Origin of the sequence: Mesorhizobium sp. B2-4-1 (assembly GCF_006442185.1) — a bacterium.
Classification (GTDB): Bacteria; Pseudomonadota; Alphaproteobacteria; order Rhizobiales; family Rhizobiaceae; genus Mesorhizobium.
This window is the reverse complement of the sequence record NZ_VFVN01000005.1, coordinates 337,066-352,373: the sequence shown is the minus strand read 5'-3', so window position 1 is coordinate 352,373 and position 15,308 is coordinate 337,066. Positions and strand designations below refer to the sequence as shown.

The window sequence follows — 15,308 nt, the reverse complement described above, 5'->3', positions numbered from 1 at the left end:
GCCGCATGGCGAGGAAATCAAAAGCATCATGGCAAGGAAAACCGAAAACAGCGGTCCGTCCGTCAGCGCGCAGGAAGCGCTCGAATTCCACGCCATGGGGCGGCCCGGCAAGCTCGAGATCGTCGCCACCAAGCCGATGGCCACGCAGCGCGATTTGAGCCTCGCCTATTCGCCTGGCGTTGCCGTGCCGGTGCTGGCCATCGCGGAGGATCCCAGCCGCGCCTTCGACTACACGTCGCGCGGCAACATGGTCGCCGTCATCTCCAACGGCACCGCGATCCTGGGCTTGGGCAATCTCGGCGCGCTGGCCTCCAAGCCGGTCATGGAGGGAAAGGCGGTGCTGTTCAAGCGCTTCGCCGACGTCGATTCCATCGACCTCGAGGTCGACACCGAGGACGCCGACGAGTTCATCAACTGCGTGCGCTTCCTTGGGCCCTCCTTCGGCGGCATCAACCTGGAGGACATCAAGGCGCCGGAATGCTTCATCATCGAGCAGCGGTTGCGCGAGCTGATGGACATCCCGGTCTTCCACGACGACCAGCACGGCACCGCCATCATCTCGGCCGCCGGCCTGATCAACGCGCTGGAGATCACCGGCCGCGACATGAAGACCACCAGGATGGTCTGCAACGGCGCCGGTGCGGCCGGCATCGCCTGTATCGAGCTGATGAAGGCGATGGGCTTTGCGCCCGAAAACATCATCCTGTGCGACACCAAGGGCGTGGTCTTCCAGGGCCGCACCGAAGGCATGAACCAGTGGAAGTCGGCGCATGCGGTCAAGACCGACGCGCGGTCGCTGGCCGAGGCGCTGGACGGCGCCGACGTCTTCCTCGGCCTTTCCGCCAAGGGCGCGCTGACCACCGCCATGGTGCGTTCCATGGCCAAGAACCCGATCATCTTCGCCATGGCCAACCCCGATCCCGAGATCACGCCCGAGGAAGTGGCGGAGATCCGCACCGACGCCATCATGGCGACCGGGCGTTCGGATTATCCCAATCAGGTCAACAACGTGCTCGGCTTCCCCTATATTTTCCGCGGCGCGCTGGATGTGCGGGCCACCACCATCAATGACGACATGAAGATCGCCGCCGCGCGTGCGCTTGCCGACCTGGCACGCAAGGACGTGCCCGACGACGTCGCCGCAGCCTACCAGGGCAACCGGCCGAAATTCGGCCCCAACTACATCATCCCGGTGCCGTTCGATCCGCGCCTGATCTCGGCCATTCCGCTGGCCGTCGCCAGGGCGGCGATGGATTCTGGCGTCGCCCGCAAGCCGATCCTCGATCTCGACCGCTACGCGCAGGAGCTGTCGGCCCGCCGTGATCCGATCGCCTCGACCTTGCAGCGCATTTACGACCGTGTGCGCCGCCAGCCCAAGCGCATCGTCTTCGCCGAGGGCGAGGAGGAGCAGGTGATGCGCGCCGCCGTCTCCTATGTGAACCAGCGGCTCGGCACCGCCATCCTGCTCGGCCGCGACGACGTCATCAAGGAGAACGCCAGGCACGCCGGCATCGACCTCGACAAGCAGGGGCTGGAGATCATCAATGCTCGCCTGTCGCGCCGCAATTCGGTCTATACCGATTATCTCTACGAGCGCATGCAGCGCAAAGGTTTCCTGTTCCGCGACTGCCAGCGCCTGATCAACAACGACCGCAACCATTTCGCCGCCTGCATGGTGGCGCTGGGGGATGCCGACGGCATCGTCACCGGCGTCACCCGCAACTATTCCACCGCGCTCGACGATGTCAGGCGCGTCATCGACGCCAAGCCGGGCCACCGCGTCATCGGCGTGTCGATCGTTTTGGCACGTGGCCGCACCGTGATCGTCGCCGACACCGCCGTGCACGACATGCCGAACGCCGAGCAGATCGCCGATATCGCGGAGGAAGCGGCAGGCTTTGCCCGCCGCATGGGCTATGAGCCGAGGCTCGCCATGCTCGCCTATTCCACCTTCGGCCATCCCCACGGCGAGCGCTCCGAGCGCATCCAGGAAGCCGTGCGCATCCTCGACAAGCGCCGCGTCGATTTCGAGTATGACGGCGAGATGGCCGCCGACGTCGCGCTCAACGCCCGTGCCATGGCGCAATACCCGTTCATGAGGCTGACCGGCCCGGCCAATGTGCTGATCATGCCGGCCTTCCACTCCGCCTCGATCTCCACCAAGATGCTGCAGGAGCTCGGCGGCTCGACGGTCATCGGCCCGCTGCTGGTCGGGCTGAACAAGCCGGTGCAGATCGTCTCGCTGAACGCCAAGGACAGCGATATCGTCAACATGGCGGCGATCGCGGCCTACACGGCGGGGACCTGAGGAAGGTCCGCGCGTCGGATGCGAAAGCTGCGGCGGATCTGCTTAACCCGCGGAAAACACCCGCGCCGCCTCGACGACCTCCTTGACCTGATCTTGCCGCAGCAGGTCGATGGGAATGCGCTCGTCGAGCGGCGCCGAGGGGCGGGTCAGCCACAGCCATGCCAGCCTCGGATTGCCGATCAACGACAGCACGTCTCGAATGCCCGCCACCGGCCTGCCGTCCACGAACTGCGCCAGCGGGAAGACGTGCTTGCGGCCGCCCTTGCGCAAGGCGACCACCTCGCCCCGCCTTTGCCAGCGGTGCAGGGTCGAGCGGGCAATGCGCAGGTGTTCCTCCAGATAGGTCGAACCGGAGACCCGCCCGGCCCAGTCTTCGATCAGCATCGATTCGAGATCGTCGGACTGGGTGCGCGGAAGCGGGGAGGCGGGGCCGTCGAAACCCGCCGACGGATTTGTGGCGCCCGCGGAGCCGGCTTCGCTGCGGCGCGCGGCTTCCGCGGCCAGCGCACGCACGAATTTCGACGCCAGCCCCGGAAGGTCGGCATGAATGGCATCGATGGCGCGCTGATGCGTCGGCGATAGCAAGGTGACGGCTGACGCTATGCTGCCGGCGATCTTGCCAACCGAGACCATGGTGGGTTTGTTGATGGCCTCGTCATAGTGGGCGAGCGCCCGCTCGACCTTCTCCGCGACCATGTCCGCGAAGTCGTCTTGTTTAAGACCGGTTATGTGAAATCTGTTCATGCATCTGTCTTCTGGCCGCGAGCGCTCCTCCCCGACTGCGCCCGTTGCTGAATTTCTAATGTGGAAAGCGGAAATCGCGGCGGCAACAAATCCGGCCGCCCGACAGCTTGCTTTCTTGCATCTTGGCACCCCAACTGGTTGAGGGCGCCCAAATGTCAGTCAAAGGGCGCCCAGATTGCGTGTAGGTGCGATGTGTGACAGCCGCGCGACGGTGAAGCTGCCGATCTCCCCCCTCGTGGGGGAGATGCCCGGCAGGGCAGAGGGGCGCGCGAAGGATCGCTAGGTTGCGGTGGTTCCCTTCCGCGTGCCCATACTCTTCGAACTGGCGCCCCGACATGACAGTACGCTCATGCCGTTCATTTCGGGCTTGGCGGCAGTGTAGAACCCTGGATATGCCAGCGGGACAGCGCCCCCCTCTGGCCTGCCGGCCATCTCCCCCACGAGGGGGGAGATCGGCAGCTTCACCGCCCCCCTACAGCAGCCCCGCCAGTTCGGCCTCGCGACGCAGATTCTGCCTTGGCCTCGGCCCGATCTGCTGGATCACCAGGCCGGCCGCCAGTGAGCCGAGATCGCCGCAGGTCTTGAGGTCGCGGCCCTGCGTATAGCCATGCAGGAAACCCGCGGCATAGAGGTCGCCGGCGCCCGTCGTGTCGACCAGCTCCTTGATGGCGGTCGCCTGGATGACGACGGTCTCGTCGCCGCGCGCGATGACGGAGCCTTTTTCCGAACGCGTCACGGCGGCGACTTTGCAGTCCTTCCGGATCCGGGCCAGCGCCTCGTCGAAGGACGAGGTCTGGTAGAGCGACTTGATCTCGTGGCTGTTGGCGAAGACGATGTCCACGGTGCCCGAGCGCATCAGGTCGAGGAACTCGTCGCGGTAGCGGTCGACGCAGAACGAATCCGACAAGGTCATCGACACTTCGCGGCCCGCCGCGTGCGCCAGCTTGGCCGTCTGCCGGATCGCCTCCTTGGCGCGGGGCGGATCCCACAGATAACCCTCGAAATAGGTGACCTTGGCGCCCGACGCCTTGTCGGCCTCGACGTCCTCCGGCCCGAGCTCGACGCAGGCGCCGAGATAGGTGTTCATCGAGCGCTCGCCGTCGGGGGTGACGAAGATCATCGAGCGCGCCGTCGGCGGCTCGCCCTGAAGCGGCTTGGTGTCGAAGGCGACGCCCTGGGCGTGGATGTCGTGGGCATAGATTTCGCCCAAAGCATCGTTGGAAACCTTGCCGAAGAAGGCGGCGCGGCCGCCGAAGGAGGCAACGCCGGCCGCCGTGTTGCCCGCGCTGCCACCGGACGCCTCGATCGCCGGGCCCATGCGGCTGTAGAGTAGCTCGGCGCGGTGCGTGTCGATGAGGTTCATCGCGCCCTTGATGATGCCATTGGTCTCCAGGAATTCCTCTTCGCACTGGGCGATGATGTCGACAATCGCATTGCCGATGCAAAGCACGTCATAGTCCGGCATCAATGTCTCCGCCAAAATCCGCGCCGGCTTCTTGCCATGCCGGCCGGGCGCGGGTCTAGCGATTTGCAACCGGTTTGCCTAGGCCATGTTCATATCGCCTGACGCCTAGGCGCTACGACAATTCGGTCGTGGCCGAAGCATTTCACCGCGGCTTTGCCTAAAAAGGGCCGTTCGATCCCGGCCCGAAGGCGGCAAACCCATGCCTGCAAGAAACGACATGAACACCGATCTGGCGCTGCTCGCCCTCCTGGCGGTGCTTTGGGGCGCCTCCTATACGTTCATCAAGATCGGCGTCGAGACGATCCCACCGGTGACGTTCATCGCCGCCCGCACCTTGATCGCGGGCGCGATCCTGCTGGCCATCATCCGCTGGCGCGGGCTCGCCATGCCGGGCGATGCAGCGAGCTGGCGTCGTTTCGCCTTCCAGGCGTGCCTCAACAGCGTCATCCCGTTCACCCTGATCGCCGCCGCCGAGCGCTCGGTGGATGCCGGCCTCGCCACCATCCTCAACGCGACGTCGCCTATCTTCACCTTCCTGTTGACCGCGCTCATCACCCGCCATGAACCGGTGACGCTGCGCAAACTGATCGGCGTCGGCGCCGGCATTGCCGGCATCTGCCTCATCGTGGGCACACAGGCGCTGGGCGGTCTCGGCCATGAACTTTGGGCGCAGCTTGCCATCGTCCTTGCAACGGTCTGCTATGCGGGGGCGGCGATCTTCGGCCGAGGCTTCAAGGGCCTCGACCCGATGCTGCCCGCCGCCGGCTCGATGCTCTGCGGCGCCGTCATCCTGGTGCCGCTCAGCCTCGCCGTCGACCAGCCCTGGACCTTGGCGCCGTCGACGGCGTCGATCCTGGCCTTGCTCGGCCTGTCGGTGTTTTCGACCGCGCTGGCCTTCGTCATCTATTTCCGCCTGATCCACACGCTGGGCTCGGTCGGCACGACCTCGCAGGCCTATCTGCGCGTGCCGATCGGCGTCGGCATCGGCGCCGTTTTCCTTGGCGAAAGCCTGGGTTCGACGGCCTGGCTCGGCATGGCCTTCGTCGTCGCCGGCGTCGCGGCCATGACCATTCCCACCCGCAAGCCGGCGCTCGCACAATAGGCAGACAGGGCAATCGCCTCAGACCAAATGGCTCCGATTGTCGAGGTAGCGCCGCCCCTCATCCGCCTGCCGGCGTTCGTCACTCGAAAAGCCAAGCAGTTGGCTTTTCGTCCGCTTCGCGGACCGCTCCTCCAACTCCCCGTAAGTGATGGGGAGAAGGGCGCTGTCATCACTGATTTCGCCAATCACTACGTTGCGATGGAGGCACCGGGGTTGCCGCCAGCTCCTCTCTCCCCGTTCTACGGGGAGAGATGTCCGGCAGGACAGTGAGGGGCGGCGCCGGCGCTCGCAAGAGGGGTGATGCGGAGAGTTCGAAACCTGAAACGACCGCCTTGACCCACGGCAGGCAATAGAGCTTGTGACCGGCGAACCTGCTGCCTATCCTCCCAGGGGCAATCCGTCGAAGCGAGGAAGCACCGTGATCTCCAGCGCCGCCCGCGCCGCCGCCGGCCAGTTGTTCTCGCCCGAATTGCGCGCCGTCTTCCTCAAGACGTTAGGCCTGACTGTGCTTGCTCTGGTCGGCCTGTGGTTCGGGCTGACCAGCCTCGTCGAGTGGCTGGCGCTGCCATGGCTGCACACACTCTTTCCCGGCCTGCCGTCCTGGGCCGGTTGGCTGGGCGGCATCATCGCGGCCATCGCGCTTGCCTTCGGCATGGCGCTGCTCGTCGCGCCGGTCACGGCTGTCGTCGCCGGGCTGTTCCTCGACGATGTCGCCGAAGTGGTGGAGCGTACCGACTATCCCGGCGATCCGCCCGGCCGCGCCATGCCGGCGCTGCGCTCGCTGGTGTTGGCGATAAAGTTCTTCGGCGTCGTCGTTTTGGGCAACATCGTTGCCCTGCTGCTCCTGCTGGTGCCGGGCATCAACATCGCCGCCTTTTTCATCGTCAACGGCTACCTGCTTGGGCGCGAGTTCTTCGAATTCGCCGCTATGCGCTTCCGTCCGGAAGAAGAGGCCAGGGCCTTGCGCCGGCACCATGCCGGGACGGTCTTTCTCGCCGGCCTGGTGATAGCGGCCTTCCTTGCCGTGCCGGTGCTCAACCTGGCGACGCCGCTCTTCGCCGCAGCCATGATGGTGCATCTGCACAAGGCGATCTCGGCCCGGCCCGATCGGGGGAGCAAGCCGTCCCGTTGATGCGCCAGTCCCTACCGCAGCAGAAAGCCGCGCCCCAGTTCGTCGTCGGGCTCGACGATGAATTCCGCCCGGCCGCAATAGTAGGCGCGGCCGCCGACGCGGGCGATGATCGCTTCATGCGGTCCGGCTTTCGCCGTCCGCGCCACCGCGCCGGAAAAGCGCGAGCCGGCGATGCTCTCGAAAGTGCGTGTCTGGCCTGTTGCGATCTCGCCCTTGGCATGCATCGCCGCCAGCCGGGCGGTGACGCCGGAGCCGGTCGGCGACCGGTCGACCTGCGCCTCGGCGAAGACGCAGACGTTTTTCGTCGGCTCACCCGAAAACGTATCCCGCCCGTCCGTCAAAATGGTGCCGTAGAGAAAGGCGAGGTCGGCATGGTCGGGGTGCGACAGGTGGAATTCCTGCTTCAGCCTTTCGGACAGCGCCGTCGCCGCATCGACGAAATCGCGCACCCGATCGCGGCCGAATTCCAATCCGAACTGGTGACAGTCGGCCAGGGCATAGAAGGCGCCGCCATAGGCGATGTCGAAGCCGATCGCGCCGTAGCCGGGCAGCTCGATCTTGCGGTCGCGTGCGAACAAGAAAGCCGGCACGCTTTCGAACGACACAGCACCTGCCTTGCCGTCGCGCACCTCGACCGAGGCAATCACCATGCCGCAGGGCGCCTCGATGTTGACCATCGTCACCGGTTCCCGCTTGGTCACCAGCCCTTCGTCGACGGCATAGCGGCCGAGCGCGACGATGGCGTGGCCGCACATAGTCGAATAGCCCTCATTGTGCATGAACAGCACGGCAAGGTCGGCGCCCGGCAAATCGGGCTCGACCAGCAGCGCGCCGTACATGTCGTAATGGCCGCGCGGCTCGAACATCAGGATTTTCCGGAGATGATCGAAATGGTCGCGCACATGGGCGCGCTTTTCCAGGATCGTGCCCTTCGGGATATCGGGATAACCCCCGGTGACGATCCTCAGCGGCTCGCCGCCGGTGTGCATGTCGACGACGGTCAGCGTCATGTGTTCGGCCCGCTTATCCCGATTTGCCAAACAGCGCCTGCAACTTGCCGAAGGGCATGGCGGCGCGGGCGAAGCCGAACGTGCCGTCCTGCTGGATCTCGCGCGCCGCCGTTTCCAGCATGCCATAGGCGAAGTTGGTGAGCCACGGCCCAAGCGAAACGCGCTTTGCCCCGGCAGCGGTCAGATCGGCAACGGTGAAGTCGGGCCTTGCCATGACGTTGACCGGCTTGCTCACCGCCGAGCAGACCGTGCGCACCATCTCGACGTCGCCGATGCCCGGCGCGTAGAGCACGTCGGCGCCCGCCTTCTCGAATGCCTGCAGCCGCTTGATGGTGTCGTCGAGGTCGGACTTGCCCCAGAGGAAGTTTTCCGCCCGCGCGGTGAAGACGAAATCACGCTTCAGCGCGCGAGCCGCTTCCGCCGCCGCCGCGACGCGCTCCACCGCGTGCGAAAAATCATAGATCGGCTTGTTCGGGTCGCCGGTGTGGTCCTCGATCGAGCAGCCGGCAAGGCCGGCGGCTTCAGCCGCGAAGATGGTTTCGGCGGCCTGCTCGGCGCTGTCGCCCTTGCCGCGTTCCAGGTCGGCCGAAACCGGCAGCTCGGTTGCCGCCGTCACCTCGCGGCAATGATGGATCATCTGGTCGAAGGTCACCGCGCCGTCCGGCAGGCCGCGCGAGAAGGCGAAACCGGCGCTGGTCGTCGCCAGCGCCTTGAAACCGAAGGATCCAAGCAGCTTCGTCGTGCCGACGTCCCAAGGGTTGGGCATGACGAAGGTCGAGGCATGCAGGTCGCGAAAGATCTTGCCCTTGTCCATGGAAGTTCCCCCATCGTGTTGAGTGCGATGGCGCGGATTTTAGCTTGCCCGCCTTGCCCGGGCAAACGAATGCAGTTGGCTCAGAAGCGTTTCGCGTTCTCTGCTGACAATTCGTCCGGCGCGTCCATGCAACCCCGTCAGAACGGCGCCGATCAGTGGATCGGCACCAGTCCGGCCAGTGTGCGCATGTCGTCGAACAGGATGCCGCCGGCTCGCATCAAGCCGTCACGGTCGCTGTAGGGATCGCCATGATAGGAAAATACCCGCATGCCGGCGGCGATGCCGGCCTGCGTGCCGGCGACGCTGTCCTCGATGACAATGCAGTCGGCAGGCGCAAAGCCCATCGTCTTGGCCGCATGTAGGAACAAGTCCGGAAACGGCTTGCCGCGCGCGACCATGGTCGAGGAAAACATCGCATGTTCGAACAGCGGCAGCAGGCCGGTCTGGCCAAGCGTGATGTGCATTTTCGACACCCTGGCCGAGGTGGCGACGCAATAGGCGATGCCGGCCGCGCGGACAGCCTCGACGAACTCCCGGACATAGGGAATCGCCTCGACCCCATGGGCGAACAGGTCCGGCAGCCCTGCATTCCAGCGCTCGACGAAGTCTGCGCCGAGCCTGACGCTGGTCTCTTCTTCGATCTGCTTCTGCACTGAGACCATGCTGCGGCCGGAGAAGTTCTTGCGGCAATATTCAAAGCTGGTGGGATACCCGGCTTCGCTCAGCCATTCGGCGAGACGCCGGTTGGCCAGGTTCTCGGTATCGACCAGAATCCCGTCGCAGTCGAAGATGACAAGTTTCGGTATGTTCATCAGGCCGTGCCGGTCGAGCCGAACCCGCCCGAACCGCGCGCCGTGCCGCCGGCCAGGTCGCGCTCTTCGACGCCCGCCTGCGTCACCGCGGCGAACACCATCTGGGCGATGCGCATGCCGCGCGTCACCGCAAAATCCTCGTCGCCGAGATTGACCAGCAGCACTTTCACCTCGCCGCGATAGTCGCTGTCGATCGTGCCCGGCGTGTTGAGGACGGTCAGCCCGTGTTTGAAGGCAAGGCCGGAGCGCGGCCGCACCTGGCCTTCCATGCCTTCGGGGATTTCCAGGATCAGTCCGGTCGGCACCAGCGCACGTTTTCCCGGCAGGATCAGCAGCGGCCGATCGTCGGGCACCGCCGCGCGCAGGTCCATGCCGGCGGCGCCGGGGCTTTCATAGGCAGGGAGGGGGAGTCCTTCCCCATGCGGCAACCTTACGAAGCCGACGGTCGGACCGATGACGGAGGAATTTTGGATGGCTGCGCGCATAAAATCGATCCTATCGGCGCGATTGCCGATTCGGTCAATTCGCCCTCGACCCTATCAACGGCTTTCTTTCGGGCATCACTATGGCCGGAGCCAATCCTTAGCGCACTTCCATCGGCACCACTGTGGTCTCCTTGATCTCCTCCATCACGAAGGACGCCGAAACGTCCGACAGCGCCACCTTGGCGATCAGCCGCTGGTAGAGCCGGTCATAGGCCTTCACGTCGGCGACGCGGGCGCGCAAGACATAGTCGAGGTCGCCGGACATGCGGTAGACTCCGGTGATCTCGGAAAAGCCTGTCACCGCCGCCCGGAATTTCTGCAACCACTCGGGATCATGATTTGAGGTCCGGACCAGGATGAACACGGAGAGGCCGAGCCCGAGCTTCTCGGCATCGACCAACGCCACCCGGCCGGTGATGACGCCATCCTCCTCCAGCCGCTTGACGCGCCGCCAGCAGGCGTTGCGCGACAAGGCTACCCGTTCGGACAGCTGATCGACCGACAACGTGCCGTCGCGTTGCAATTCGGCGAGCAATTTCCGGTCGATTTCGTCGATTTCGATGGCCATGTGGGATGTTTGTCCCACGAACAAGCAAAATACAAGGACATTTTGAGACCGATGAACCGACGAACCGTGCCAGGATACCCGATATCAGGAACTTTAAGCGCTGAAGGGGAAGCTGCATGTCGGTTGCAAGGATTTTTACCTCCCATCCGGCCAAGGTCGGCGAAACCTATTTCGGTCACATGGCCTTTGCCGCCTGGTTTTCCTCGCGCCTGCTGACGGCCGCCGGGGCCGCCCTCGTTCACGCTTTCTTGCCATTTCTGTTCGAGACTACCGCCAGCCAAATCGTCCGCGAACTTTACGAGCGGACGCACAACAGAGGTTCGCACGCGGTCAAGGAGCCCAAGGCCCTTCCGGACCGCGCTTAGGAACGGACGAAGCGATGTGCCGGTGGGCGGCCTATCTCGGTGAAGCGGTCTTCCTCGAAAACATCCTCACGGCGCCCTGCCACTCGCTGATCGCCCAGAGCCATTGCGCCGAGGAAGCCAAGTCGCCGACCAATGGCGATGGTTTCGGCCTTGCCTGGTATGGCGACCGGCCCGAGCCCGGCCTCTACCGCGACATCCTGCCGGCCTGGTCCGATCCCAATCTGAAGAGCTTGTGCCGACAGATCAAATCCGGATTGTTTCTCGCCCATGTGCGCGCCTCGACCGGCGGCGCCACCAGCCGCATGAATTGCCATCCCTTCATCTCGGGCCCTTGGTCGTTCATGCACAACGGCCAGATCGGCGGCTTCGAGAAGATCCGCCGCGCGCTGGAAAATTCGCTGTCCGACGCCGTCTTCGACCAGCGCGAGGGCACCACCGATTCCGAGCTGTTTTTTCTCCTGATGATCGATGAAGGGTTGGCCGCCGATCCGCAAGGCGCCGTCGCTTGTGCCACCAGCCGCGTGCTGGAGGCTTCGCGGCGTGCCGGCATCGAGCCGGCGCTGAAGCTGACGGCCGCCTTTTCCGACGGGCAGGCGCTCCACGCGGTCCGCTACGCCACGGATGACCACGCGCCCACCCTCTATACCGCCGCCAAGGGCGGCGGCCGCTGCATCGTCTCCGAACCCTTCGACCGTGAAGGCGGCGACTGGCAGGCGATCCCGCCATCGAGCTTCGTCACCATGACCAGGGATGGCGTGAATATTCAGCCGTTTGCGCCGGCCCCGGCGAAGCTGGCGCTGGCCGGGTAGCCTCCTCGCGGCGCGAATTGCCGTAGAGAGCCGTCCACCAAGCTATTGAGCGAACCGACCCAATCCATAGGACGCCAGCAGCGGATCGCGCTCGCCGTCGAGGATTTCGCGCGCCGCGAACAAGCCGACCGCCGGCGCCAGCGTGATGCCGGAATGCGTGACCGCGATGTAGAGGCCGTCCATGCCCTCGGCGCGGCCGATGATCGGGAAGCCGTCGATCGGCGTCGGCCGGTAACCGACCGTATGGAAATCGAGTTCCAGGCCATCGCCGCCGCGCAGCATGGCTTGCACCGCCGCAAACAGCTCGCGCGCCGTCGCCGCCGCATCCATCCCCGGGTCGGCACCGCCAAAATCAGACCCGGCGATGATGCGGCCTTGCGCCGTCTGGCGCATGTGCAGCCGCTCGGCCAGCACCAGACCGTTGAGCAATTTTCTGTAAGGTCGCGAATGGACGATCAGGCCGGGCGGCATTTCGATCGGTAGCCTTATGCCGGCCGTCGCGGTAATCTCCGGCGAGCCGACGCCGGCCGCGATCACCACCTCGTCGGCTGCAAACAGCCCATGCGACGTGTCCACACCCGTCGTCCTGCCGCCGGTTTGGACCAACGCCGTAACCGTGCTGGAGACGAAGCGCGCACCGCGCCGTTCGGCGTCGGCCAGCAGCGCGTTCGCCGCTGCGACCGGCTCGGCGACACCCTCCTCGGCGACATGTAAGGCAAAGTCGGGAAGCCCGGCGAGATTGGGCTCGATGCCGACCGCGCCGGCGCGGTCGACCCGCCTGATGCCATAACCCCAGGACGAATGCTCCGCCGCATAGGCCTCCAATTTGTCCGCCGGCAAGTCCCAGCACAGCCCGCCGCACCAGGCGAGCGGAAGGCCGGGCAGGTCCTGCGCCAGCCGCGACCATTCCGCCATGGAGCGGATGCGCAGCCGGAAATACGGTTCCGGATTGCCCCAGCTGGCATTTATCCAGGCAAACGAGTTCGGCGTCGCCACGCCGCCGGCAGCGCTGTCGGCAATGACCGTCACCTGCGCGCCCGCCTTGGCCAGGTGCCAGGCGATCGAGGCGCCGATGATGCCGGCGCCGATGACGATCACTTTCTTGCTCATGCAGGATCTCCATCGAACAGGTCTTCTGATGCCATCGCGTCTTCCCTATCTCAAGAGCCGGCGGACCGATCCGGGCAAATCTGTTCGACAGGCCGGGAAAGCGCTGCTAGAAGCCCGCGCCACAGACAGGATTTCATAAATTGGCTGAAGACATCGAACAGGCGGTATCGCGCCGCCGTACTTTCGCGATCATCGCCCACCCGGACGCCGGCAAGACGACGCTCACCGAAAAGCTGCTGCTGTTCGGTGGCGCCATCCAGCTTGCCGGTGAGGTCAAGGCCAAGAAGGACCGCATCCAGACCCGGTCGGACTGGATGAAGATCGAGCGCGAACGCGGCATTTCGGTCGTCACCTCGGTGATGACGTTCGAGTATGAGGACAACGTCTTCAATCTGCTCGACACGCCCGGCCACGAGGATTTCGCCGACGACACCTACCGCACGCTGTCGGCGGTCGACTCGGCGGTCATGGTCATCGACGCCGCCAAGGGCATCGAGCCGCGCACGCTGAAGCTGTTCGAGGTCTGTCGGCTGCGCGACATCCCGATCATCACCTTCGTCAACAAGATGGACCGCGAGAGCCGCGATCCCTTCGAGATACTGGACGAAATCGAGCAGAAGCTGGCGCTCGATACCGCGCCCATCACCTGGCCGATCGGCCGCGGCAGGACGTTTTCGGGCACTTACCACCTGGCGCTGAACGCCGTGCGCAAGGGCGATGACGAGAAGGAACGCACTCCGGTCAACGGTCCCGATTCCAACCGCGTCGCCGGCCTGTTGCCGGAAAACGAGCGCGAGGCCTTCATCGAGGAGCTGGAACTCGCGCGCGAAGCCTGCCGTCCGCTCGACATCGACGCCTTTCGCGAGGGCCATCTGACGCCGGTCTATTTCGGCTCGGCGCTGCGCAATTACGGCGTGCGCGACCTGATCGAGGCGCTCGGCGCTTTCGGGCCGCCGCCGCGCGCGCAGGATGCCGACACCCGGATGGTGGAGGCGACCGAGGACAAGATGACCTCCTTCGTTTTCAAGATCCAGGCCAATATGGATCCCAACCACCGCGACCGCATCGCCTTCGTGCGCGTCTGCTCGGGCAAGCTCGAGCGCGGCATGAAGGCCAAGCTGGTGCGCACCGGCAAGCCGATGAGCCTGTCTGCGCCGCAATTCTTCTTCGCCCGCACCCGCGTCACCGCCGACGAGGCCTTTGCCGGCGACGTCGTCGGCATCCCCAACCACGGCACGCTGCGCATCGGCGACACGCTGACCGAGGGTGAGGAAATCCTGTTCCGCGGCGTGCCGAACTTCGCCCCGGAAATCCTGCGTCGTGTGCGCCTCGGTGATGCGATGAAGGCCAAGAAGCTGAAGGAGGCGCTGCACCAGATGGCGGAGGAGGGCGTCGTGCAGCTGTTTTCGCCCGAGGACGGCTCGCCGGCCATCGTCGGCGTCGTCGGTGCGCTGCAGCTCGACGTGCTGAAGGAGCGGCTGAACTTCGAATACACGCTGCCGGTCGAATTCGAGATGTCGCGTTTTTCGGTCTGCCGCTGGATATCGGCTGACGACAAGACGGAAGTGCAGCGCTTCATCGAAGCCCATCGCGGCGACATTGCCCGCGATCTCGACAACGACCCGGTGTTCCTCGCCCAGCACGCCTTCTCGCTGAACTACGAAGCCGAGCGCTGGAAGGCGATCCGCTTCGCCACGATCAAGGACTACCAGGTCCGCGACAAGGCGGCGTAGCGGCGCTGCCTTTTTCCTTCTCCCCTTGTTGTGGGAGAAGGTGTCGCTGAAGGCGACGGATGAGGGGCAGCGCCGGCCTCAAAAATCAATGGACAGCCCTGCCCTTCGCAGGCTCAGGGCGTTCGAAGCTCGGAAAAGCCAATCAATTGGCTTTCCGTCCGCTTACGCGGACCACTTCTCACCCCTTCGCCGCCTCTTCGATCTTGGCGATGTCGATCTTGCCCATCTTCATCATCGCACTCATCACCCGGCCGGCCTTTTCCCGGTCCGGATCCTGGAGCAGGCGCGGCAGCTGTTCCGGCACGACCTGCCAGGAGACGCCGAACTTGTCCTTCAGCCAGCTGCACGGGCCGGGCTCGCCGCCCTCGGTGAGCCTCTCCCAGAAATAGTCGACTTCTTCCTGCGTCTTGCAGTCGATCGACTGCGACATCGCCTCGTTGAACTTGAATTGCGGTCCGCCGTTGAGCGCTTGGAACGGCACGCCGTCGAGCTCGAACGTGGTCAGCAGCACTTTGCCTTCATCGGCGTGGCCCTTGGGCCAACGCATGACGCTCAGCACCTTCGAATTCTTGAAGATGGAGACATAGTGGTTCATCGCCTCTTCGGCCTGTCCATCGAACCACAGGCAGGTGGTGATCTTTTGCATGTCGTGCTCCTCGGTTGCTTCTTGCTGCTACAATGGAACGGCCGTCTGAGAAAATGGTCCCACTCCCTTGCCGTTGATCCAAGGACGGGCGCCCGGTAGGCGATCCGACACGGGAGGCCATCTTTTTTCGCAAACTCTGAATTTTTCTGGAGAATCTGGCGCATTGCAAAAATGTGGCCAGACAATAATTGCCGGTCTATAACGC

At 64.8% G+C, this 15,308-nt stretch carries 15 protein-coding genes; 6 read left to right on the top strand and 9 right to left on the bottom strand.

The window, feature by feature from the left end; all coding sequences use genetic code 11:
- Nucleotides 1–28: 28 nt before the first annotated feature.
- On the top strand, nt 29–2,308 hold the full coding sequence (locus FJ949_RS16005) for an NADP-dependent malic enzyme (RefSeq protein WP_140497115.1): 2,280 nt from the start codon (nt 29–31) through the stop codon (nt 2,306–2,308).
- A gap of 42 nt (nt 2,309–2,350) precedes the next feature.
- On the opposite strand, the gene FJ949_RS16000 is transcribed toward FJ949_RS16005, so the two are convergent.
- Nucleotides 2,351–3,052: a hypothetical protein gene (locus FJ949_RS16000; protein WP_140497113.1), complete on the bottom strand. Its 702-nt coding sequence runs from the start codon at nt 3,050–3,052 to the stop codon at nt 2,351–2,353.
- 472 nt (nt 3,053–3,524) lie between these two features.
- Nucleotides 3,525–4,517: an adenosine kinase gene (locus tag FJ949_RS15990; RefSeq protein WP_140497109.1), complete on the bottom strand. Its 993-nt coding sequence runs from the start codon at nt 4,515–4,517 to the stop codon at nt 3,525–3,527.
- A gap of 217 nt (nt 4,518–4,734) precedes the next feature.
- On the opposite strand from FJ949_RS15990, the gene FJ949_RS15985 reads away from it, so the two are divergent.
- Together FJ949_RS15985 and FJ949_RS15980 are read left to right on the top strand one after the other, a co-directional pair.
- Nucleotides 4,735–5,619 carry an EamA family transporter gene (locus FJ949_RS15985; RefSeq protein WP_224705481.1) on the top strand — a complete coding sequence of 295 codons (885 nt, stop codon included), beginning with the start codon at nt 4,735–4,737 and terminating at the stop codon, nt 5,617–5,619.
- Between the two features lie 418 nt (nt 5,620–6,037).
- Nucleotides 6,038–6,751, top strand: a complete 714-nt coding sequence (locus FJ949_RS15980) for a sulfate transporter family protein (RefSeq protein WP_140497105.1) — start codon at nt 6,038–6,040, stop codon at nt 6,749–6,751.
- A gap of 11 nt (nt 6,752–6,762) precedes the next feature.
- Here FJ949_RS15980 and FJ949_RS15975 read toward each other — a convergent pair whose 3' ends face one another.
- The 5 genes from FJ949_RS15975 to FJ949_RS15955 form a co-directional block, all read right to left on the bottom strand.
- Nucleotides 6,763–7,761: a proline racemase family protein gene (locus FJ949_RS15975; RefSeq protein WP_140497103.1), complete on the bottom strand. Its 999-nt coding sequence runs from the start codon at nt 7,759–7,761 to the stop codon at nt 6,763–6,765.
- Nucleotides 7,762–7,774: 13 nt separating this feature from the next.
- Nucleotides 7,775–8,575 carry an oxaloacetate decarboxylase gene (locus FJ949_RS15970; protein ID WP_140497101.1) on the bottom strand — a complete coding sequence of 267 codons (801 nt, stop codon included), beginning with the start codon at nt 8,573–8,575 and terminating at the stop codon, nt 7,775–7,777.
- Between the two features lie 152 nt (nt 8,576–8,727).
- Nucleotides 8,728–9,387 carry an HAD family phosphatase gene (locus tag FJ949_RS15965; protein WP_181167621.1) on the bottom strand — a complete coding sequence of 220 codons (660 nt, stop codon included), beginning with the start codon at nt 9,385–9,387 and terminating at the stop codon, nt 8,728–8,730.
- A complete protein-coding gene (dut, locus tag FJ949_RS15960) occupies nt 9,387–9,872 on the bottom strand; it encodes a dUTP diphosphatase (protein WP_140497097.1) in 486 nt (161 codons plus the stop codon). The genes FJ949_RS15965 and dut overlap by 1 nt, the downstream gene beginning before the upstream one ends.
- Nucleotides 9,873–9,969: 97 nt before the next feature.
- Nucleotides 9,970–10,440: an Lrp/AsnC family transcriptional regulator gene (locus FJ949_RS15955; protein WP_140497095.1), complete on the bottom strand. Its 471-nt coding sequence runs from the start codon at nt 10,438–10,440 to the stop codon at nt 9,970–9,972.
- Between the two features lie 116 nt (nt 10,441–10,556).
- On the opposite strand from FJ949_RS15955, the gene FJ949_RS15950 reads away from it, so the two are divergent.
- Together FJ949_RS15950 and FJ949_RS15945 are read left to right on the top strand one after the other, a co-directional pair.
- Nucleotides 10,557–10,805, top strand: a complete 249-nt coding sequence (locus tag FJ949_RS15950; RefSeq protein WP_140497093.1) for a DUF6356 family protein — start codon at nt 10,557–10,559, stop codon at nt 10,803–10,805.
- Nucleotides 10,806–10,819: 14 nt separating this feature from the next.
- A complete protein-coding gene (locus FJ949_RS15945; protein WP_140497091.1) occupies nt 10,820–11,614 on the top strand; it encodes a class II glutamine amidotransferase in 795 nt (264 codons plus the stop codon).
- A 42-nt stretch (nt 11,615–11,656) separates the two neighbouring features.
- On the opposite strand, the gene FJ949_RS15940 is transcribed toward FJ949_RS15945, so the two are convergent.
- Nucleotides 11,657–12,724, bottom strand: coding sequence for an FAD-binding oxidoreductase (locus FJ949_RS15940; protein WP_140497089.1), 1,068 nt, complete (start codon nt 12,722–12,724; stop codon nt 11,657–11,659).
- Between the two features lie 140 nt (nt 12,725–12,864).
- Between FJ949_RS15940 and FJ949_RS15935 the strand changes: the two genes are divergently transcribed.
- Complete coding sequence (locus FJ949_RS15935; protein ID WP_140497087.1) at nt 12,865–14,457, top strand: peptide chain release factor 3; 1,593 nt, start codon at nt 12,865–12,867, stop codon at nt 14,455–14,457.
- 178 nt (nt 14,458–14,635) lie between these two features.
- On the opposite strand, the gene FJ949_RS15930 is transcribed toward FJ949_RS15935, so the two are convergent.
- On the bottom strand, nt 14,636–15,103 hold the full coding sequence (locus FJ949_RS15930) for a VOC family protein (protein WP_140497085.1): 468 nt from the start codon (nt 15,101–15,103) through the stop codon (nt 14,636–14,638).
- Nucleotides 15,104–15,308: the final 205 nt, after the last annotated feature.